Here is a 21,126-nt window from a genome sequence, read left to right as displayed (position 1 = left end):
AGCAGGTTGCAATGCAATTAACCGATAAAAATATTGTCGTTGGCGTTAGTGGCGGGATCGCTGCTTATAAAAGTGCGGATTTGATCCGTAGACTGAAAGAGCAGGGAGCTAACGTCCGAGTAGTCATGAGCGAAGGCGGCAAGGCGTTTATCACCCCTCTTACGCTGCAAGCCGTGTCTGGTAATCCGGTATCCGATAGTTTGTTGGATCCGGAGGCTGAAGCTGGCATGGGACACATTGAGCTGGCTAAATGGGCAGACCTGATTTTAATTGCCCCAGCCAGTGCCGACATCATTGCCCGCCTTAATGCGGGCATGGCCAATGATTTACTTACCACTATCTGTTTAGCCACCGCGGCGCCAATTGCCATTGCGCCAGCGATGAATCAACAAATGTGGCATACCCAGGTTACCCAGAACAATGTCGATTCATTGCAATCCCGAGGATATCTGGTGTGGGGACCGGGCCAGGGTGAACAGGCTTGTGGCGATGTAGGTTTCGGCCGTATGCTTGAACCTACCGAGCTGTGTAGTTACTGCGTCAACTATTTCGCGGGCGCCAATAAACCCGGTGAACTCGATGGACAAACCTGGGTTATCACCGCAGGTCCAACCCGGGAACCAATGGACCCGGTACGCTATATTTCCAATCACAGCTCTGGAAAAATGGGCTTTGCAATTGCCCTGGCTGCACAATTGGCTGGCGCCAAGGTATATTTAATCGCCGGACCGGTAAAATTAGCGACGCCAACGGGTGTCGAAAGAATTGATGTTGAAACCGCATTGCAAATGCAGGAACAATCTATGGCACACGCAGAACACGCTGATGTATTCGTGGCTTGTGCTGCTGTCGCTGATTATCGAGTCGCAGAAGTTGCCAGTCAGAAAATTAAGAAGTCCACAGAACAGTTGCAATTAGTTCTGGAGAAAAATCCGGATATCGTGGCAGGTGTTGCCGCTCTGGAAAACGCGCCATTTACCGTTGGCTTTGCGGCGGAAACGGAAAACGTCGAAGAGTATGCTCTTGGCAAACTAAAAAAGAAGAATTTACAAATGATTTGCGCCAACAATGTATCTGCGCCGGGTCATGGATTTAACAGTGATACCAATGCATTGACCATATTCTGGTCAGGCGGGAGTCTGGTGTTGCCATTAACCAGTAAACAGGAATTGGCTCGACAGCTCGTCGGGCAAATTGCGAAAAAGTTCAATCAAAGCCCCCTGGATGCATCTTAAAACGATGCGCTGTGTTTAACTAACCTAAATAAGAATAATTATGTCGGAAAACCCAAAATCGAATCGCAGGCAACAAATCCTTGAATGTCTTGCGCATATGCTTGAAACCAGTCCAGGGCAACGAATCACTACTGCTAAATTGGCCGCCGAAGTCGGCTTTTCAGAAGCGGCTTTATATCGTCACTTTCCATCGAAAGCGAGAATGTTCGAAGGCTTGATTGAATATATCGAAGAGTCTATTTTTTCTCGTATCAATCTGATTATGACTGAGCAAAAAGAAACGCTGACCCGCTGTCATCATATTATGCATGTGGTGTTGGTATTTGCTGAGCGCAACCCTGGAATGTGTCGTATTCTTGCTGGTGATGCACTAGTGGGTGAAAATGAACGCCTACGTGTTCGGGTGCATCAGTTTTTCGAAAAACTGGAGACTCAGTTTAAACAGATTATTCGCGAACGTAAGCTACGAGAAGGCAAAGCATTTACTATCAGCGAATCGGCATTGGCGAATATTCTACTGGCGTATTGCGAAGGTAAAATTAACCAATACGTGCGCTCAGGTTTTGAGAAAAAGCCAAGCGATAGCTTTGCCGAGCAATGGCAGTTTTTAATGCAGGATAGATAGGAACTGTTGACTTTAAAAGGTCATTAGATCCTGGAAATATTCTTCTTTTAATCAATCTATTGGAACCAATCATGAAGACATTAGCGCAGTTGTCTCCGCAACCTCTTTGGCAAATATTTGAAAATATTTGTGCCATTCCTCACCCTTCTAAGCACGAACAGAAGATCTCCGCATGGATCCAGCAATGGGCCAAAGAACAGGGGCTAGAGGTAAAAGAAGACGAGGTTGGTAACCTGTTTATCAAAAAACCAGCCACGCAAGGCATGGAAGACCGCCCTGGGGTTATTCTACAGGCACATATGGATATGGTGCCGCAAAAAAATGCCGACAATGATCATGATTTTTTAACCGATCCAATTGAAGCCTATGTTGATGGTGAATGGGTAACCGCGAAGGGCACAACCCTTGGTGCTGACAATGGTATTGGCCTGGCATCGGCGATGGCGGTGATGGCGAGCAATGATGTTCCCCATGGACCATTAGAATTACTTATTACCATCGATGAAGAAGCCGGCATGTCGGGTGCTTTTGGCCTTAAAGCGGGTTGGCTTGAAGGTGACATTCTGATTAATACCGATTCCGAACAAGATGGTGAAATCTACATGGGCTGTGCCGGTGGTGTTGACGCCAGCGCGACATTCCCGTTAACGATGGAGCCGGTACCTGCAGGATATCAGTCTTTTAACTTATCGGTTTCAGGCCTTAAAGGCGGACATTCAGGTGTTGATATTCATACCGGTCGAGCCAACGCCAATAAGTTGCTAGTGCGCTTGTTGAACCTTGCGGTGAATCAATTTGATATTCAATTAACGGAATTAAACGGTGGCTCTCTTCGCAATGCGATCCCACGTGAAGCCAATACTAGCCTGGTTATTCCGACCGCACAGGTTGAAGCATTTAAAGCTTTCATCGACGCCCACCAACAGCAAATTAAAAGCAATTTAGCGCTTGTTGAGCCGGATATCTGTTTGCTGTTGATTTCACCTGAAACTTTCGAACAGATGTGGACCAAAGATTGTCAGCAAACCATCCTGAACGCATTGAATGCCAGCCCTAATGGTGTGTTGCGTATGTCTGACGATGTGCCTGGTGTGGTTGAAACCTCAATCAACCTTGGTGTGGTACGTATGAAAGGCAACAAACTTGTGGTGTTATCTTTGATTCGTAGTTTGCATGAGGATGGCCGTTCGCAGGTGGAAGAGATTTTATCATCGGTTTACAATCTGGCTGGCGTTGAAGTGACGTTTTCTGGCGCTTATCCTGGCTGGAAACCAAGCACGGATTCGCAAATCATGAACACGGTTCGTGATGTATTTGTTGAGCGTTTCGAGTATGAGCCAAAAATCATGGTGATCCATGCAGGGCTGGAGTGTGGATTATTTAAAACCGAATATCCGCATTTGGATATGGTATCGATTGGCCCGACGATTAAATTCCCGCATTCTCCTGATGAGAAAGTCGATATCGCCAGTGTTGGTCGTTACTGGCAATTGCTCGTCGATGTATTGGCGGCAATTCCGGCTAAATAACAAGGATTAACCGGCGTTTAGGTTGCTACGAAAACCGTTGCGCCAATTCCTTAGCCCCTGTTTGACGGCCTGTATACGGCCGTTAAACAGGCATTTGTCGGCATCGCGCATTAATTTTCGGCGTTCGAAGTCGGCTTGAATTTTCTTTAAGGCTTTGACCAAAACCTTATCTTTTATCCGTTCAGCCTGCTCAATATTCTCAATCAAAAACTGATAATCATGAATATCGTAGAGCTTGAATTTTGCTAGTTGGTTCAGCGCCATGTCATCGGTCAATTCTGGAAAAGTATCAACCTTTAAACCAAGGGCTCTGAGACTTGCCATGGTACGCAGACACTTTTCACACTTACCGCAGTTATATCCATCGTCGTGCCAACACACTCTGAGAATATCCAGACAATCTTTATCTTCGGCGAGCATGCGGATTTTATCGAGGCGCGAAGTTTGTGCACCATCATGGACGATTGCCGTTTGACCATTACTCCATAAATGATCGCTAATATAATTGGTTCCTGAGGGATAGATATAATCATAACTTGAACCTGAGGCAATCAGGCATTTTCGGGCGCCAATGGCCAGAGCAATCGCGCTCAGACCACCGCCACAGCAGGCTCCCCATTTAACCCCGAAGTGATGACCAAGAAAACGGACATTAGAGACAATCGTCAGTAGTGGCTTATCGTACTTTTGTAAAAATACCCGGTTAACCTCGGACGTTTGCGCAAATAAGGCATCATTATCGAGTTGCATATCAATACCTTTGACAAATAACAGCGCATCGATTTCATCTTTATTGGTTAAAAACGTGTGCGAGCCATCAACACCACCGGAAAAGAAACTAACGGTTTTATCAAAATCACTGGGTACCTCACCTAATTGACCACCAGTAATGCGAATCTTGTGGAGTCTGTAGCCAAGATATTGCTCCCAGCGACTGAATATGTCCTGAATTCTATTCAGGTTCTTCAACAGTTGTTCCGAGATGTACCATGGCTCCTCGATTTCAATATCCTGATTTAAATACATAGCGCTGAGTAAGCTAGCGGCTACGAAGGGATCTGCACAAAGACGGGGTCTAATGGATTTTGGAAAGTCGAAATAGAGCTCGAAGTCATCGCACATGCCCTTGAGCCTGAAGCCCGATAAGGTTTCCTGTCGTGTCAGCGAAGCAATGCGCATCGGCCATGTTGCCCTATTGATTAGCTTGCCCTATTGATTAGCAGCGAGTTAGTATCGAATAAAGACTAAGTATATGACAGCAAATCGGATTTAGCCGAATAAACAGGGTTAGTGAATATCGTCGATAATTTCCTGGTAATGCTCTATCGAATTAAATTCGTCAATTTGATTGCTGGGAAGTTTGCTATCTGGGTTTGCTATCGCCAGGAGATTGGCAATACCGAACGTTTGCGCGCTTTTTAGTATTGGCAAGCTATCGTCGACAAATAGGGTTCTGGCTTTATCGAATTGCAGGTGCGTTTGTAACCGTTGCCAAAGTAGTTGTGATTCTTTGGTAACACCAAACTGATGGGTGGAAATCAGCAAATCAAAGTATTTATCCAGTCCCGTGCGCTCGACTTTTAACTGTAGCGCATCTGGATGGGCGTTGGTTACCAGGATAACCTGTTTGTTGGCTCGTTTTAACGCCACCAGAAAATCATGGGCGTCATCACGCATCTGGATTAAGTGCTGAACTTCTTTTTTTAGTTCGACAATGGGCAGTTGAGTTTTCTCGGCCCAGTAATCGAGACAATACCAGTTAATGGTGCCGGCGACGCCTTCATATCCTTCTGATAACAGCTGATGGGCGTCATCATGACTGATCCCATGATGCTCGGCATAGCGCACAGGAAGGTGGGATCTCCAGAAATGATTGTCGAAATGTAAATCCAGTAACGTACCGTCCATATCTAACAGCACGGTATCAATATTTCCCCAATCGAACATCGACTTTTCCCTATAAAAACCTGTACGGGCAGTATACTATAGCAATTCCAATTAGTAAGTGAGTAATGCGTATCGTTCACTTATGTTACAGAATTGGTATGATGGTCTTTAACCCTATCGCTCCGTTTCCCTGAGTCTGGTATCGGCAACTGATAAAGAATTAAGTGCTCATTATGGATAAAGCAAAGCAAAAAACCTTACCTGAAATCGTCTCGCGCAGTGAAGTTGCCAGCAGTCGATTAGTCACCATTGAACAGGTGGATTTGAAATTCAGTAATGGCGCCGAACGTACCTTTGAAAAAATTAAAGGAAGCGGCCGCGGCGCGGTAATGGTGTTGCCCCTTATCGATGATGAAACTTTACTGTTGATTCGTGAATATTGTGCGGGTACTCATAACTATCAACTTGGCTTTCCGAAAGGGTTGATAGACCCCGGTGAAGAGCCTCAGCATGCCGCCAATCGTGAATTGCAGGAAGAAGTTGGGTTCGCCGCTCATCACTGGCGTCACCTGCATCAGGTTTGCATTGCGCCGGCGTTCTTTAACGCTAAGATGGAAATTTTTATCGCCCGCGACCTCTATGAAAGTCAGCTAGAGGGTGATGAACCAGAGCCTCTTGAGGTTGTGTATTGGCCATTGAGTGACTATAAGTCATTATTAGCACAGCCGGATTTTACCGAAGCACGCAGTATTGCGGCGTTGATGTTGTTGAAGGATTTCTTAGAGGTAACCGATGACCAGTGAGTTGTTGCAAATAGCAATTGATATCGCAGTACAAGCTGGTGAAAAAGTCATGGAAATCTATCAACAGGGGGATTTCCAGGAATATCAGAAAGATGATCTAAGCCCAGTTACTTCCGCCGATATTGCTGCCAATCAGGTAATGACTTCGCAATTGCAGCGCTTAACACCTGACATCCCCATAATTTCCGAAGAAAGTGAAATTAAAAGCCTGGCTGAACGGGAGCATTGGCTGCGTTACTGGTTATTAGATCCTATTGATGGCACTGGCGAATTTATTGCAGCTAGCGGCGATTTTGCGGTCAATATTGCTTTAGTTGAAAATGGTTGGCCACGCATCGGCGTTATCCATGCGCCAGCCCATAATACCTTGTATTTTGCCGAAAAAAATAAAGGTTGTTTTAAGCGCGATGAACATGGCAATACCACGTCGATTCAAGTTGCGAAGTATGATGGTAACCGGCCGTTAAATATTGCCGTTAGTCGTCGTCAGGCATTAGCCAATGTTACCCAGTATCTTTACGATGAATTCTCCTATTCTCACATTCCTTTTGGCAGCTGCTCATTGAAAAGTTGTTTAATTGCCGAGGGCACTGCTGACTTTTATATCCGCACCGGACCCACCGGAGAGTGGGATACCGGTGCCAGCCAGATAATTTTAGAAGAGGCCGGTGGCACCATCCTAGACAGCGAATTTAATGCACTTAGCTACAATAAACGGGAAAGCCTGATGAATCCGGATTTCATAGCCCTGGGTAATCAGCAGATCCCCTGGCAGCAGGTTATTAAACCGTACCGGTGCAAGCGAGACTATTAAAAAGGCAAGTAATACCAATCCCATTAAATTATTGCTCACTCAGTGAGAATTTAAAGGCTTTTAGACAAGGCTTTGATTGCAGAGAATGGTTATTCCATTGTCAAAATCAGTAACGCAGGATAAACGCCTTTAAAACTCACCCGTAGGGAGTTTATCAGAGGCCCATTTACGGCCCTAAATTTCAATAATATAGAATGACTATACCAATGAAATCTATGTTGTAACTGAACCTCTGCCCTAACTCTGAGTTGTGCACAAACTTAGTGTGATTGGTATTATTGGCCAATGAATCAAAATGGAGAAAGTTATGTCGACTCTACGTATTAAATCCACGATCCTTTCAACCTTTATTGCGGTCTTTGCTCTGCCAACTTACGCCGCCTGGCAATCGGTTGATCACAGCTCATCGTTGAGCTTCATCAGTATTAAAAAGAATGCGATTGCAGAAACCCATGAATTCAAAACCTTCAATGCCACATTGAGTGATGAAGGAGAGGTTGAGGTCGAAATTGATTTAACGTCAGTGGCGACCGGCATAGATATTCGCGACAAACGTATGCGGGAAATGTTGTTCGAAACTGAGAAATTTCCAAAAGCGACGTTAACGGCGAAGCTTCCAAATGGTTTACTGGCATCTTTAACGCCAGGGGAAATGGGACAATTTACTCTGGATGGCAAACTGGAATTACATGGACAGACGCGTGTGGTATCGATCTCCTGTGCGGTATTTATGGAAGCCAAGGATAAGCTGGTTGTAACGTCAACCAAACCAACCATTGTTCAGGCTGCTGAATTTTCGTTACTTGATGGTATTAATCAACTTCGTGAAGTTGCGGGTTTAGACACTATTGCTAGTGCAATTCCAGTGTCGTTTGTTCTTAGTATGGAAGAAGTGAAGTAGTTGACGTAACTTTTTGCGGGGAAGTTATTCTTCCCCGGAATCTTCAAGCGATTGTTGTTGAAACTGTTCTGCCAGCATAATGTTTACGGTTTCATAAGCTTCAGAAAAAACAATCACCAATTGTCCTGATTTTAACTGTTCCTGGATCTGCTCTACCTTCTGGCTATGTGAACATTCTTCCAGCCCATAATCCGTCCCTTCACGAAGAATAAATTCGTCGATAATGGCAACTAAGGTGCCGGAATCGAGTCGATCAATTGGGATAATCATAGAGTCAATCCTGGTTATTATTGGTTAAAGTGATCGCCGATGTGATCAAGCACCCTTTCTTCCAACCAGTACATGGGTTTAAATGGGTTGGTGCCGGCTATAAAGCCTACGTGGCCGCCATACTGGCTTACTTCAAAGGTGATATCCGGGTTGTTGATATCCATTGCCATGATGTGATCATTGCATAGGAATGGGTCATCCTGAGCATGCAGGATTAATGTTGGACGGTTTATGTGCTCAAGCACATAAATGCCGCTAGCCTTTTCGTAGTAATCATTCGCATCTCTAAAGCCATTTAACGGCGCCGTTACTTTTTCATCAAAGTCATATAACGACGTAATAGCTTTTAATTCCTCGTGATCAATATGCTGAATTAACTGCATTGATACTTTCTCAGAGGTGCTGTCTTTAAGCATGTCAACAAGATATTTTTGATAGACTTTCGAAAAGCCTTTATTAATTTGCTGAGCACAACTTGCTAAATGCAAAGGTGCACAAATAACCACAGCGCTTTGATAAATCGGGTTGTCATCTTCTGCTAAGTATTTAGCAAGCACGTTACCGCCTAATGAAAACCCCAGAATGCCAAGCTGTCGTTGCTGAAATCGTTGTTTTAATAACTGTGTCAGAAAGTGCACATCTTCGGTGGCGCCGGAATGATAGGATTGGGCGTGTCGATTTGGACGACCACTACAGCCGCGAAAATGCATCAATAAGCCAATCCAGCCGCGCTCGGCAATAGCATTCATCATGCCTTTAGCATAATGGCTATCAATTGAACCTTCTAATCCATGCAACACCAACACGATAGGCTTTTCGGGAGAGGCTTCGGGTGCTTCGGTCCAGACTAAATCGAGAAAATCACCATCTTCCAGCTCTATGGTTTCCTGGATAGTGTGGATGGTTTCGTTTCGTCTTAATACTTTTGCCGCCATGGTTTGCAAGTGGCGATTCTTTAGCCACCAGGCGGGTTTGAAATTACTGGATTTACTCATGAATTACCTAAATTTTAACCGCCGGGAATTATAGCGGGATTAATTCAATTCGTATAGTTACGCAATTCTCGTATCTCTAAACCGGTCTATTGCTGGGTGAAAGAGGGGGAGCATTGTTTCTCACTTGTTGATAGAGTGTAAAATTTCTGGCGGTTGAACAAATTCTTCCGCTGTTGCGTAAAATGACTGCCCATATGAAAGTGAACTAGCCCCTTATATTTGAGGCTCGTTGAAATGTACCAAAGGATTAATTAATGACTGATAACATTTACCAACCACCAAAAGTTTGGACCTGGGATACGGCCAGCGGCGGCAAGTTTGCCAATATTAATCGCCCGATAGCCGGGGCTACCCATGAAAAGGATTTGCCGGTGGGCAAGCACCCGTTTCAGCTCTACTCTTTGGCTACACCAAATGGTGTGAAGGTAACCATAATGTTTGAAGAGTTGCTGGCTAAGGGCATTGCTGAGGCCGATTACGATGCCCATCTGATTGAGATATCTGAGGGTGACCAGTTTAGCTCTGGCTTTGTTGAGGTTAATCCGAATTCGAAAATCCCGGCACTGCTAGATAAAAGCGGTGATAAGGATGTGCGAATTTTTGAATCCGTTGCGATATTAATGCATCTGGCAGAAAAGTTTGGTGAATTTCTCCCGAGTAAAGGTGCAGCGCGCGCAGAGTGCCTGTCCTGGTTATTCTGGCAAGTTGGAAGTGGACCATTTTTAGGGGGCGGCTTCGGCCATTTTTACGCGTACGCGCCAGAGAAATACGAATACCCAATCAACCGTTTTGCGATGGAAGCAAAACGTCAACTTAGCGTGCTAGACATTCATCTGGCAGAGAATACCTATATGTGTGGCGATGATTATACCATTGCCGATATGGCTATCTGGCCGTGGTATGGTGCATTGGTGTTAGGTCGTTTATACGATGCTGCAGAGTTTTTATCGGTAGATGAATATAAAAACGTGCAGCGTTGGGCAAAAGCGATTGATGAGCGACCAGCGGTGATCCGTGGCCGTAAAGTGAATCGCACCTGGGGCGAAGCCCATGAGCAGTTACCAAACCGCCATGATGCCGCTGATTTGGATAAGCTCGAAGTTAGTGCCGATTAGGTTTATTGGTATTTGAGTCTTTGAACCTCTCACTTTCTTTTTATCATGCGCCGTCATCCCGCACTTGATGCGGGACCTCCTAACGCATGCTGTGACCCTTTTTATTTCAACTTTTTAGCTTAACAACTAAGTAAACAAGTCTCAGGAAAACGAAGGGAGTTCCCCTGTCGGAGCAGGGGATGACGGAGTATATAAGCGGGATAGCGTATGTCCCTGGCTGGCACAACTCGGTCATTCCAGTTTGGCCAAGATTCCCTGTCGTGGCAGGGAATGACTAAAAGGTTTGTGCTTTTTGCTCGGAACAGCGTGTGCTAGGAGCTGATGACATCAGCGTGCTCGAAGTGGCGTTTTCTGCCACGTGCTTGGAGTATCGCTTGCGATACGTTCTAAGGGAGTTGGGAGTTTCAACTCCCGCTACTCGCTAATCCCCTCAATCTGTTCCAGCAACTCCATCCACTCTTCTTCTGCAGTTTCTATTTGCGGTTTAAGTTTGCCCTGTTCTTGCAGTAACTCAGCCAGACGGGCTTTGTTTTCAGCGTCATAGGTCTCGCTTAACGCCAGCTCCTGTTCTATGGTATCGAGCTGCGATTGCCAGCTTTCGATTTGCTGCTCTAGTTTATCGGCTTTTTTCTTAAACGGTGCTGCTTTTTTACGAAGTTCTGCCTGCTGGCGTCGTTGCTCTTTCTTATCGACTTTCGGCTGCTCAGGCTCGGTTTTGCCTTCCTGCTTCGCGGCCTTTTTATCGTCATCGAGCCAACGTTGGTAATCATCAATATCACCACTAAATGGCTCAACTTTACCATTACCAACCAGATAAAATTCATCGACACAGGATTCCAATAAGAACCTGTCATGGGCAATAAGAATAATTGCCCCGTTAAATTCCTGCAACGCCATAACTAATGCCTGACGCATTTCGATATCCAGGTGGTTGGTTGGCTCATCGAGTAGCAGCAATTGCGGTTTTTGTAATACGATTAATGCCAGAACCAGACGCGCTTTTTCGCCGCCGGACATAGTATTGATTTGCCCGAGTGCCTGATCACCGCTAAAACCAAAACGGCCTAGATGATTTCGACCTTCTAAATCCGACATTTCTGGGTGCGCCAGCAATAACTGATTTAATGGTGTCGAATCCAACGATAATTGCTCTAACTGGTGTTGAGAGAAATAACCTATGGTTAATTCCTGAGCGCAGAAGCGGGTACCACTATTGAGCGCAAGTTCACCGGCAAGGGATTTGATCAATGTCGATTTACCCGCACCGTTTCGACCCAGCAAGCCAATTCGAGAACCCGGAACCAGATTGATTTTCACCTGACTTAAAATGTTATGTTCAGCGCCATAGCCGCAATCACTTTCTTCTAATGTCAGCAATGGGTAAGGCATGTGTTCTGGATTAATAAAGTTAAATTGAAACTGACTATCTACGTGAGCTGGCATTAAGTCAGGAAGTTTTTGCAAACGCTTTAATCGGCTCTGTGCTTGTTTGGCTTTACTGGCTTTGGCACGGAAACGGTCAACGAAAGAGGTTAAATGTTTAATCTCCCGTTGTTGTTTTTGATACATGGCTTCCTGTTGCGCCAATTGTTCCGCACGTTGGCGCTCAAAGCTGGTGTAATTGCCGCTATATAAACGTGCTTTTTTATGTTCGATGTGTAAGGTTTGTTCGATGACGTTGTCGAGAAAATCACGATCGTGAGAAATTAATACTAAGGTGCCCTCATAACGTTTTAACCAGCGCTGCAACCAAAGTACCGCGTCTAAGTCCAAATGGTTAGTAGGCTCATCGAGCAATAACAAATCGGCGCGGCTGATCAGTGCCTGGGCCAGGTTCAGGCGCATCCGCCACCCCCCGGAAAAACTGCTGACACTGTCTTGCAGTTGATCTTGCATGAACCCCAAGCCGTGTAACAATTCTCCAGCGCGTGCCTCGAGGCTATAACCTTGTATCACGTCAATTTGATTAAGAATCTCCGCTTCAAGATTGCCATTATCGTTATTTCTGGCTTGTTCGAGTTTGGCTTCAAGGGCTCTGAATTCGGTATCCCCGTCTATCACGTACGATAGTGCGGATTGCGATAGTGCCGGCGTTTCCTGTTTTACCGATGATATCTGCCAACCGGAAGGCATTTCTAAAACACCCTGATCAATCCCCAGATTACCGGTTAAGGCAGCAAAGAAAGATGATTTCCCACAACCATTTGCACCAACCAGACCGACTTTATGACCGGGGTGAATTCGAAAGCTTGCATCTTCAAACAGTGGATTGACTCCACGGGCAAGGGTGAGGTTGCTGGCATTGATCAAGGTTTGGTTCCTTATCTAAGGCTAAAATTAAAGCTGAACCCAGATTTAAATGAGAGTAAAATAGGTTGCAGTGAAGTTTACCTTTGAATGTTAAATGAAGAAACGATTTATTGCGGGTGCGGTTTGCCCTGAATGTAAAAGCCAGGACACCATGGCATTAACCAAACAAGATGGTGTTGAAAAAGTGACTTGTGTGAGTTGTGGTATGGAAATGACGCAACCTGAAGAGCAGGTTGCCGCAGATGTTCGTGTGCAAGAACAGGTCATCGGTGTATTCAAACCCGAATAACCGCCGAGAATTGTGATTGATTCGGCGGTCACTCTAACCTTAACAGCGATTTAATAATGTGGAGGAGGTGTCTCATCTTCTTGACGAGCAACCGCTGACGTATTCATATCCCGCACTTTCTGACCTATCAGATTTAATTGCTCTTTTAATTCTTTAATGTGTTGCTGATGTACGCTGATCTCGTGATTTAGCTGCTCAATGACATCGTCCTGGAATGCCAGCCTGGTTTCCAGGTTATCCAGTCGATAGGTTAATTCAGCGTTGTCGTTGCCTTGTTTCATAATTGGGCCATATAAAGATGAGATGGTTAAGCTGTCTATTATCGCCAAAGATATTGTCGCAAACAACTAAGACTCAACTATATTAAGTGACTGGCGCTATCTGGCCGACCCACAGAAATATTTTGTCGTTTAAGTATCTTATTTCCTGGGGCTTTCCTATTTGTTTTTTTAGCGCTAGTATTAGGGACCTTTATTATCCCAAGATAATAATAATAACTAACCTGAATATATTGGGGACTTCTCCGATATGTAGTTTCTTTTTGGAGAAAGATATGAAACAACTATTCAAACCGACTCTGGTAGCCGTTGCAGTTCTGGCAATGATGGGCTGTCAGGAGAATAAACAAGAAGCTGAACAAGCACCAGCGACTAAGTTAGAGACTCCGGCTCAGAAGCAGGCATATGCTATTGGTTCATCTATGGGTGGCTATTTAAGTAAGACTCTTGAAGAGCAAAAAAATTATGGCTTCGAATTAGATAAAGAACTAATTATTTTGGGTTTGACTGAAAGTCTTGCGGACAAGAGTCAATTGACTCAGGAAGAAGTTGAGCAGACGTTGATGGCGTTTGAGCAGGAAGTACGTGCCAAGCAAGAAGAAATGGCAAAAGCTGACGCAGAAAAGAACTTAACCGAAGGTCAGGCGTTCATGGCTGAGAATGCCAAAGTTGAAGGCGTTGAGGTTACTGAATCTGGTCTTCAGTATCAGGTGCTAACTGAAGGTGAAGGTGAAAAGCCAGCGGCTACTGATACTGTTAAAGTTCACTACAAAGGCACATTAATTAATGGTGAAGAGTTCGATAGCTCATATTCTCGTGGTGAACCAATTGAATTCCCATTAAACCGCGTGATCAAAGGTTGGACTGAAGGTGTTCAACTGATGAGCGTAGGCTCAAAATACAAGTTCGTTATTCCTGCTGATTTAGCATACGGTGCTAACGGTACTGGTCCAATTCCAGCTAACTCTACGCTTGTCTTTGAGGTTGAGCTTTTGGACATCGTTAAGCCAGAAGCTGCAGCTGAATCTGAAAAGTAAAAGTTTAACGTTTTTAAGGCCTCGGCCTTTAATCGTTTAGGGTCGCCCGTCGTTGTTTCAACGACGGGCTTTTTATTATATGGATGTAAGTATACCCGGACAGCAGGATGCGGAGAGGGTGTTGTATATGGACATACTTATCCTCCCGGACCAGGGATGGTAGCAAGGGAGGGTTATTACGCATATGGATGTAAGTATACCCGGACAGCAGGATGCGGAGAGGGTGTTGTATATGGACATACTTAGTCGATGTATTGCCTCCATGATAAATCGACATTCCATAAATCCCTTTATATCGTCGATGTATTGCCTCCATGATAAATCGACATTCCATAAATCCCTTTATATCGTCGATGTATTGCCTCCATGATAAATCGACATTCCATAAATCCCTTTATATCGTCGATGTATTGCCTCCATGATAAATCGACATTCCATAAATCCCTTTATATCGTCGATGTATTGCCTCCATGATAAATCGACATTCCATAAATCCCTTTATATCGTCGATGTATTGCCTCCATGATAAATCGACATCCCATAAATCCCTTTATATCGTCGAGATATTGTCATCCACGATATCTCGACATCCCGTAATTCCCTTTACGTCTCCTTACTTGCCATGGAGGGTGCTAGTAAGGGTTATTTCCTGCATGGATGTGGGAACACTGCATCATAGGATGGATTGATGCATGTGTACATGGATGTAAACATACCCGGTTTTTGCCATGGATGGTGTGCATAGAAAAAAATGTACCCGGAATAAGCGCGAATGCTCACGAAGTCTTCATTATTTTGAGGGCTGAAACGAAAACTGCGACCTTATGGTCGCAGTATCAGGAAGTTTTTAAGCGCTGGTTTTATATAAGGCTTCGATTAACTGGTCCTCTAAATCAAAGCGTTCTTCTAAAAATTGTCCTAATGCGGAAAGACTGTCATCAAATCCTTCTAACTCACTACCATCGCCAAGATCGGCGTACCTATCGTTAAAAGTGAGGGCAATATCGGTTGAGCGTGATATTTGCGGGTATATTCGTTGTGCAAGGGCCAGACTATCGGGGCCGTTTTCTTTGCACTTGGAAACTATCTGGTCGAAAACTTCAAAGTGACCTGCCGAAATGTAATCCATTAGTACCTGGCAGAAAGCTTGGATATCAGAACTTTTCGGTAGCGCACGGTCGGTTTTATCAAAAGGCGGCAGACCCGCAAGACGACAATAATTGACTAATACATCCTGTCTTTCCGTTAACCAATTGTCGATAGCGTTTAAGGAGCCACCCCATTGTTGTTGTGCTTGTTCCAGACGTGTCAGCATTTTTCCCTCCGACTTCAAAAAATCGCAATGATGAGTGAAATATCACTGAATACTACCAGAAAATGCAACGAATTTTTAACATTTGCGTTGCCGAAGACGTTTATAATCATGAACGCTTTTTCTGATCTTCAGTAACTATTTATTTTGATTATAAAAATAAGTATAGATGCTAATTATGAAAATCAACCGAAAAAATTATTACGGTAGGTTGTTGGTCAAATAAACCCCTAATCGTGAGGCTGCACGAAGCATTTGTCGCTTTAAAACTGGACTATTTTGCTGGATATAATAGTCATTATATTGGATGGCTTCGGTGCCCGGTTCACATCTTGAGTTGCCCGCATAGTGACAATAAGCCATGATTTTAGAACGGGTAATAGCCAAAGATTCATTACTCCATTGGAGAATATTCTCAGTAGAAACAACACCATTAAACTGTGCGCGTTCCTGAGCCTGAACCTGCGTAAATGCCTGACGCCAACCCTCTTGGTTCATCTTTAAGTCTCGAAGTAGGCAGTTATCCCAAACCTGATGTAAGTTTTTGCAGCGTTTATCTCTGGATTGAACCTGGGTATCGTTACCACCCCGATCCGATTCAAAGCTGACATGTAAGGGTTGATGGATATCTGCAAACCAGTGACTGATAAATAACAATGCCTCGAGTTGCTCTGCAACGTTTTCTGCGTTCTTAAATTGCCAATCATGAACCACCATTGCTGACAAAATGTCAGGCCGTTTGTCTTCGATTGCGACAATTTTCTCGCTATCCCTGACGACATTGACATAGTGCCAGGTTGAGTATTTACCATAAGATTCCAGCTCGCGTATTGCATCGGCCCAAATACAGCTTTGCGAGAATGTCAGTGATGCGTCTTGCGGACGATTTAAACGTTTATTAATCAACGCTCGTTGAGAAGTGGGAAGTTGGTCAATCAGGTTATTAATCGTATGTTGCTGCGGTTTAGACAGGGATGAATAAGCTAACTCACAAACAATTAGGTGGCCTTGCTGTCCCAATGCATGTGCTTCAGGGGTTGAAAAGGCTAAAAATATATACAGAGAAAAGATCAATAAACAGGGATGGAAAGGCCGCATTTGTGTGCTCTAAGAGGTTTTTATCGGTAGCTTTTTTAGGATTTTAGCAGTTAACGTTAAAAAATGGTGGTTGTATGAAAATTAAGCAGGTAAATGAGTGTGATGGGTCAGAAAATAAAAAGGCCTTATCAAAAGATAAGGCCGGAAATGCTCGCTGTATGGTCTAGTTAAAACTAGCTTCTTATTAGTTATTCTGTAAAGCGTGTGAAATTTATAACAAAGCTATTTTGTCAGCGCAACACTTTTTTACAAATATTTTTTGAACGATTTCCTCGGACATTTGTACGAAAAATCTCGTTTGTGGCTCTGGTGTTACCGAAAACATATATCAAAAAATCGCCAATCTATTGATATTAAAAGAAACTCCTTAATTGCTGAATAGGTCGTGGTATCGGAGCATAACTTTGGGTAAAATGGCCGCAACTTTTTTCTCGGAAACCAAGATGACTGAATTAAAAAACGACAATTATCTTCGCGCTTTACTAAAGCAACCTGTAGATTACACACCAATCTGGATGATGCGTCAGGCTGGACGATATTTGCCAGAGTATAAAGCCACGCGTAAAGATGCTGGCGATTTTATGGCGTTATGTCGAAATACAGAGTTAGCTACGGAAGTAACCCTGCAACCTTTGCGACGCTATCCATTGGATGCGGCAATTTTATTCAGCGATATCTTAACTATTCCTGATGCCATGGGGCTGGGCCTGTATTTTGAGACCGGTGAAGGTCCTAAGTTTGAGCGTCCTATCACCTGCAAAGCAGATGTCGAGAAAATCGGTCACCCGGATCCAGAAGGCGAACTGCAGTATGTTATGAACGCAGTGCGTTCTATTCGTAAAGCGCTTAATGGCGACGTACCTTTAATTGGTTTCTCCGGCAGTCCCTGGACACTCTCTACCTATATGGTTGAAGGCGGTAGTTCGAAGGCCTTCACCAAGATTAAGAAGATGATGTTTGCTGAGCCGCAAACCTTACATCTGTTATTGGATAAACTAGCTGATTCAGTTATTAGTTATCTGAATGCGCAAATCGCTGCTGGCGCCCAATCGGTAATGGTATTTGATACCTGGGGTGGGGTGTTATCTCCAGCCATGTATAAAGAGTTCTCTTTGCAGTACATGCACAAAATCGTTGATGGCCTGACCCGTGAAAACGACGGTCGAAAAGTGCCGGTAACTTTGTTTACTAAAAACGGTGGTATGTGGTTAGAGTCAATCGCAGCGACAGGTTGTGATGCGCTTGGTCTGGATTGGACTATTAATATCGAAGACGCTAAAGCGCGAGTAGGCGACAAGGTTGCACTGCAAGGCAACATGGATCCTTCAATGTTGTATGCTCCGAAAGAAAGAATTGAGCAGGAAGTTGCGACAATTCTTAAGGGCTTTGGTCATGAAAACACCGGTCACGTATTTAATCTTGGCCATGGTATTCACCCAGACGTGAACCCAGAGCATGCCGGTTACTTTATTGATGCGGTGCATCGTTTGAGTAAGCCTTATCACCAAAAATAAAGCTTATACCAATCCCAATAAATTATTGCTCACTCGTAGGGAGTTAGTGAGAGGCCCATTTACTGCCCTATATTTCATTAATATAGAATGACTATATCAATAAAATCTATGTTGTAACTGAACCTCGGCCCTAACTCTGAGTTGTGCACAAACTTAGTGGGATTGGTATTATTCTCCGGCGCTTTGAATTTTCTCAGAGCGCCATTATCTTCACCCTTCTGCATTCCCTCCAGGCTAGTTCGTCGATTTAAGGTTTAACCCTTACTGCTTCTGGTTTATTATCCCAGTTAATTTCCATCGAATTACATTGTTAATGGTTTCACAAAAACACTCATTACAGTCATTAAGTACATTTGCATTACCTTCTTATGCGGCAAATTTGTTGCATCTGTTTGCCCCTGAACAATTGCAAGCTATCGACTTTCCGAACCTCGGTCCGTTTTATATTTTGGGTGGAGGCAGCAACACGATTTTCCTTGAAGATTACGCTGGCACGATTATTCAGCCGGATTTTAAGGGAATCGAAGTACAAGAGCATTCAGATAATTGGGCATTACATATTTGTGCTGGCGAGAATTGGCACCAATTAGTGTGCTTTTGTCTTGAGAATAATATACCGGGGTTGGAAAACCTGGCACTTATCCCGGGAAACTGTGGTGCCGCACCGATTCAGAATATCGGCGCCTATGGCATCGAGTTCGCGAATTTTTGCGAATATGTAGACTGGTACAATTTTGAAACTTGTGAGCAGCAACGACTGACTCGTGATGAATGTAATTTTGGTTATCGAGACAGTATTTTTAAAGGTAAATTAAAAGGCAAGGGAGTGATCGTTGCCGTTGGTGTCTCTATCCCTAAACTGTGGCAACCTAAGCTGTCTTACCCTGGTTTACAGGAGTTGCAGCTACCGACACCTAAGCAGGTCTTCGATACGGTTGTTGCCATTCGCCAGAGCAAATTACCAGATCCTGAGCAAATCCCAAATGTTGGTAGTTTCTTCAAAAACCCAGTTGTCGATAACGAACAATATCAGCAACTGAGTAGCGAGTATGAATCGATGCCGGCTTTTCCACAGGCAAATGGCAAAGTGAAACTCGCGGCTGGTTGGTTGATTGACCAGTGTGGGCTTAAAGGTAAACAAATCGGCGGTACTGCCGTACATAAAAAGCAGGCTTTAGTGTTAACAAATATCGCCAACGGCAGTGGTAAAGACCTGGTTGCTCTGGCTACTTATGTAAGGCAACAGGTCAAGGATAAGTTTGCGATCCTGTTAGAGCCTGAAGTGAGATTAATTGGTGCTTCGGGCGAAACAACGTTGGAAACCGCGAAATAATGGCTAAAGTAGTTCGTGAAGAACTGATTCGCCGTCTTGCTTCTGGCGAGTTTGTTTCCGGTCAGTTGCTAGCAGATGCACTTGGCGTGAGTCGCACTGCCATATCCAAACACATAAAAGCGCTCAGTGACATGGGGTTAGATGTATTCAAGGTGCATGGCAAAGGTTATCGCTTGGCCGAGCCCATCTATTTATTGAATGCAGAGCGAATTCAGGAAATTCTCCTAAGCTTGGGTGCCAGTAATCCCATCGAAGTACACACCATTATTGATTCGACCAACTCTTACTTGCTAAGACGCCTTCCTAATCAGGTTATTGACGGGCAAACCTGCGTTGCTGAATACCAATCTGCGGGTCGAGGCCGACGCGGAAAGAATTGGGTATCGCCGTTTGCTTCGCACTTATATGTCTCTATGTACCATAGCCTGGAACAAGGGGTTGCCGCGGCGATGGGATTGTCGGTGGTCATTGGTTTAGCCGTTGCTGATGTCCTCGAGCAATATTACAAACTTGATGTGCAGCTAAAGTGGCCAAATGATATTTATATTGATGGCAGGAAGCTGGCTGGAATATTAGTGGAACTTGAAGGTCAGCCCACGGAAGCCGGGCACAGCGTAATAGGGCTTGGGTTGAATATTCAAATGCCGGAAGCCCAGGGACAGGTTATTGACCAACCCTGGACCGACATTGCATCGCAATTAGGGCAATCGGTTGACCGAAACATATTGGTGGCCAGATTAATTTCCCAGTTTAATCGTAGATTGCAGCAACATAAGCTTTATGGTTTGACGCCTATGCTGGCGGATTGGCAGCGACGCGATATATTCATTAATCAGGCGGTCGAAATTATCAGTGCCAACCAGTTGACCCGAGGTATATGTCGGGGAATCAATGCAAACGGGGCGCTGTTGATCGAAATAAATGGCAAGGTAAAACCCATCTATGGTGGCGAGGTAAGCTTGAGGAAACAAAGTTGATCGTTTTGCTCGATGTTGGAAATACTCAGATAAAGTTTTGTCAGGTGCTGGATAATAGCCTGTCGGAGCCAATGTCATTAGATGAGTCCCAGGTCATCGAGCAAATTCAGCGATTATCTCCCGACAAGGTATTAGTGTGTGCTGTCTCCAATGAAGCATTTTGTCAACGCCTTGAAGAGTCCTGCCTTGAGTCCGGTTGCGCATATAAACGATTACTTACACCAGATTGTTTGACGCAAATAAAGGTTGGCTATCAACAGCCAGAGCAGCTTGGTATCGACAGGTGGATGGCGGTTGTCGGTGCGGCTCAGGTTGCCCCCCGGGAAAATGTTTTGGTCGTTGATGCAGGAACGGCAACCACGATTGATTTGTTGAGTAAAGAAAACAAACACCTGGGCGGCTGGATAGTTCCCGGCGTTGATATGATGATAAATGCGCTTTATCAAAATACCGATAAAGTAAAAGGCGATTTTTCCAGACCTGCTGATTTAGGGTTTGCTGGTAACACCAGTGACAATGTCAATCGCGGTTGTTGGGCGATGACTGTAGCATTAATCGAATACGCAGTACGACAGGCCGCAATTAACAATGTCCCAGTGAGTAAGATCTTATTAACGGGAGGCAATGGCAAAGTTTTACAGGCTAATTTGCAAGACGATACGCTCCTGTGCCCGGAATTAGTGTTTATTGGAATGCGCCAGTTTATTGACCTTTAAAAGCATAAAATATCAGTAAAGGCGCCTTTTACTGTTGGCCATTAATGTTTTTCTTACATATCCGGGTAAAAAAACAGCAAACAGTCAA

21 protein-coding genes are annotated in these 21,126 nt (G+C 44.4%); 13 read left to right on the top strand and 8 right to left on the bottom strand.

Annotated elements, in window-relative coordinates; all coding sequences use genetic code 11:
- Window positions 1-11 precede the first annotated feature (11 nt).
- From coaBC to FNC98_RS15030, 3 genes are all read left to right on the top strand, one after another.
- On the top strand, window positions 12-1,235 hold the full coding sequence (gene coaBC / locus FNC98_RS15040; protein WP_144035103.1) for a bifunctional phosphopantothenoylcysteine decarboxylase/phosphopantothenate--cysteine ligase CoaBC: 1,224 nt from the start codon (window positions 12-14) through the stop codon (window positions 1,233-1,235).
- A 40-nt stretch (window positions 1,236-1,275) separates the two neighbouring features.
- Window positions 1,276-1,860, top strand: coding sequence for a nucleoid occlusion factor SlmA (slmA, locus tag FNC98_RS15035; protein ID WP_144035102.1), 585 nt, complete (start codon window positions 1,276-1,278; stop codon window positions 1,858-1,860).
- Window positions 1,861-1,931: 71 nt separating this feature from the next.
- On the top strand, window positions 1,932-3,389 hold the full coding sequence (locus tag FNC98_RS15030; protein WP_144035101.1) for an aminoacyl-histidine dipeptidase: 1,458 nt from the start codon (window positions 1,932-1,934) through the stop codon (window positions 3,387-3,389).
- A 6-nt stretch (window positions 3,390-3,395) separates the two neighbouring features.
- On the opposite strand, the gene FNC98_RS15025 is transcribed toward FNC98_RS15030, so the two are convergent.
- A complete protein-coding gene (locus tag FNC98_RS15025) occupies window positions 3,396-4,568 on the bottom strand; it encodes a hypothetical protein (protein WP_144035100.1) in 1,173 nt (390 codons plus the stop codon).
- A gap of 108 nt (window positions 4,569-4,676) precedes the next feature.
- Entirely contained in the window at window positions 4,677-5,336 is a 660-nt protein-coding gene (yrfG, locus tag FNC98_RS15020) for a GMP/IMP nucleotidase (RefSeq protein WP_144035099.1), read from the bottom strand.
- 173 nt (window positions 5,337-5,509) lie between these two features.
- On the opposite strand from yrfG, the gene nudE reads away from it, so the two are divergent.
- The 3 genes from nudE to FNC98_RS15005 all read left to right on the top strand — a co-directional run bounded on the left by nudE (window position 5,510) and on the right by FNC98_RS15005 (window position 7,794).
- Window positions 5,510-6,079: an ADP compounds hydrolase NudE gene (gene nudE / locus FNC98_RS15015; protein ID WP_144035098.1), complete on the top strand. Its 570-nt coding sequence runs from the start codon at window positions 5,510-5,512 to the stop codon at window positions 6,077-6,079.
- Window positions 6,069-6,893, top strand: a complete 825-nt coding sequence (cysQ, locus tag FNC98_RS15010; protein ID WP_144035097.1) for a 3'(2'),5'-bisphosphate nucleotidase CysQ — start codon at window positions 6,069-6,071, stop codon at window positions 6,891-6,893. Before nudE ends, cysQ begins: the two co-directional genes overlap by 11 nt.
- A 307-nt stretch (window positions 6,894-7,200) precedes the next feature.
- On the top strand, window positions 7,201-7,794 hold the full coding sequence (locus tag FNC98_RS15005) for a YceI family protein (protein WP_185967999.1): 594 nt from the start codon (window positions 7,201-7,203) through the stop codon (window positions 7,792-7,794).
- 24 nt (window positions 7,795-7,818) lie between these two features.
- Here FNC98_RS15005 and FNC98_RS15000 read toward each other — a convergent pair whose 3' ends face one another.
- Both FNC98_RS15000 and FNC98_RS14995 read right to left on the bottom strand, forming a co-directional pair.
- On the bottom strand, window positions 7,819-8,064 hold the full coding sequence (locus FNC98_RS15000; RefSeq protein ID WP_144035095.1) for a YheU family protein: 246 nt from the start codon (window positions 8,062-8,064) through the stop codon (window positions 7,819-7,821).
- A gap of 17 nt (window positions 8,065-8,081) precedes the next feature.
- Window positions 8,082-9,059 (bottom strand): hydrolase, encoded by a 978-nt coding sequence (locus FNC98_RS14995; RefSeq protein ID WP_144035094.1) that lies wholly within the window; start codon window positions 9,057-9,059, stop codon window positions 8,082-8,084.
- Between the two features lie 254 nt (window positions 9,060-9,313).
- Here FNC98_RS14995 and yghU point away from each other — a divergent pair, with 254 nt between their 5' ends.
- Window positions 9,314-10,174, top strand: a complete 861-nt coding sequence (gene yghU, locus FNC98_RS14990) for a glutathione-dependent disulfide-bond oxidoreductase (protein WP_144035093.1) — start codon at window positions 9,314-9,316, stop codon at window positions 10,172-10,174.
- A 414-nt stretch (window positions 10,175-10,588) separates the two neighbouring features.
- On the opposite strand, the gene FNC98_RS14985 is transcribed toward yghU, so the two are convergent.
- On the bottom strand, window positions 10,589-12,484 hold the full coding sequence (locus tag FNC98_RS14985) for an ATP-binding cassette domain-containing protein (RefSeq protein ID WP_144035092.1): 1,896 nt from the start codon (window positions 12,482-12,484) through the stop codon (window positions 10,589-10,591).
- Window positions 12,485-12,578: 94 nt separating this feature from the next.
- On the opposite strand from FNC98_RS14985, the gene FNC98_RS14980 reads away from it, so the two are divergent.
- Window positions 12,579-12,773, top strand: coding sequence for a YheV family putative zinc ribbon protein (locus FNC98_RS14980; RefSeq protein WP_144035091.1), 195 nt, complete (start codon window positions 12,579-12,581; stop codon window positions 12,771-12,773).
- 50 nt (window positions 12,774-12,823) lie between these two features.
- On the opposite strand, the gene FNC98_RS14975 is transcribed toward FNC98_RS14980, so the two are convergent.
- On the bottom strand, window positions 12,824-13,054 hold the full coding sequence (locus FNC98_RS14975) for a SlyX family protein (RefSeq protein WP_144035090.1): 231 nt from the start codon (window positions 13,052-13,054) through the stop codon (window positions 12,824-12,826).
- 272 nt (window positions 13,055-13,326) lie between these two features.
- Here FNC98_RS14975 and fkpA point away from each other — a divergent pair, with 272 nt between their 5' ends.
- Window positions 13,327-14,088, top strand: coding sequence for an FKBP-type peptidyl-prolyl cis-trans isomerase (gene fkpA, locus FNC98_RS14970; protein WP_144035089.1), 762 nt, complete (start codon window positions 13,327-13,329; stop codon window positions 14,086-14,088).
- Window positions 14,089-14,935: 847 nt separating this feature from the next.
- Here fkpA and rsd read toward each other — a convergent pair.
- Both rsd and FNC98_RS14960 read right to left on the bottom strand, forming a co-directional pair.
- On the bottom strand, window positions 14,936-15,403 hold the full coding sequence (gene rsd, locus FNC98_RS14965) for a sigma D regulator (protein ID WP_144035088.1): 468 nt from the start codon (window positions 15,401-15,403) through the stop codon (window positions 14,936-14,938).
- Window positions 15,404-15,601: 198 nt separating this feature from the next.
- The gene (locus FNC98_RS14960; protein ID WP_185967998.1) at window positions 15,602-16,420 is read right to left on the bottom strand and encodes a S1/P1 nuclease; all 819 of its coding nucleotides are present in this window, start codon (window positions 16,418-16,420) and stop codon (window positions 15,602-15,604) included.
- A 521-nt stretch (window positions 16,421-16,941) separates the two neighbouring features.
- On the opposite strand from FNC98_RS14960, the gene hemE reads away from it, so the two are divergent.
- From hemE to FNC98_RS14940, 4 genes are all read left to right on the top strand, one after another.
- Window positions 16,942-18,012, top strand: coding sequence for a uroporphyrinogen decarboxylase (gene hemE, locus FNC98_RS14955; RefSeq protein ID WP_144035086.1), 1,071 nt, complete (start codon window positions 16,942-16,944; stop codon window positions 18,010-18,012).
- A 313-nt stretch (window positions 18,013-18,325) separates the two neighbouring features.
- Entirely contained in the window at window positions 18,326-19,345 is a 1,020-nt protein-coding gene (murB, locus tag FNC98_RS14950) for a UDP-N-acetylmuramate dehydrogenase (RefSeq protein ID WP_144035085.1), read from the top strand.
- On the top strand, window positions 19,345-20,322 hold the full coding sequence (gene birA / locus FNC98_RS14945) for a bifunctional biotin--[acetyl-CoA-carboxylase] ligase/biotin operon repressor BirA (protein WP_144035084.1): 978 nt from the start codon (window positions 19,345-19,347) through the stop codon (window positions 20,320-20,322). Before murB ends, birA begins: the two co-directional genes overlap by 1 nt.
- On the top strand, window positions 20,319-21,038 hold the full coding sequence (locus FNC98_RS14940; RefSeq protein WP_185967997.1) for a type III pantothenate kinase: 720 nt from the start codon (window positions 20,319-20,321) through the stop codon (window positions 21,036-21,038). Before birA ends, FNC98_RS14940 begins: the two co-directional genes overlap by 4 nt.
- The last annotated feature ends 88 nt before the right edge of the window (window positions 21,039-21,126 follow it).

The sequence above is a fragment of the Thalassotalea sp. PS06 genome, from assembly GCF_007197775.1.
Lineage (GTDB): Bacteria > Pseudomonadota > Gammaproteobacteria > Enterobacterales > Alteromonadaceae > Thalassotalea_A.
Note: the sequence above shows the minus strand (reverse complement) of the source record. Positions and strands in the feature narration are given on the sequence as shown.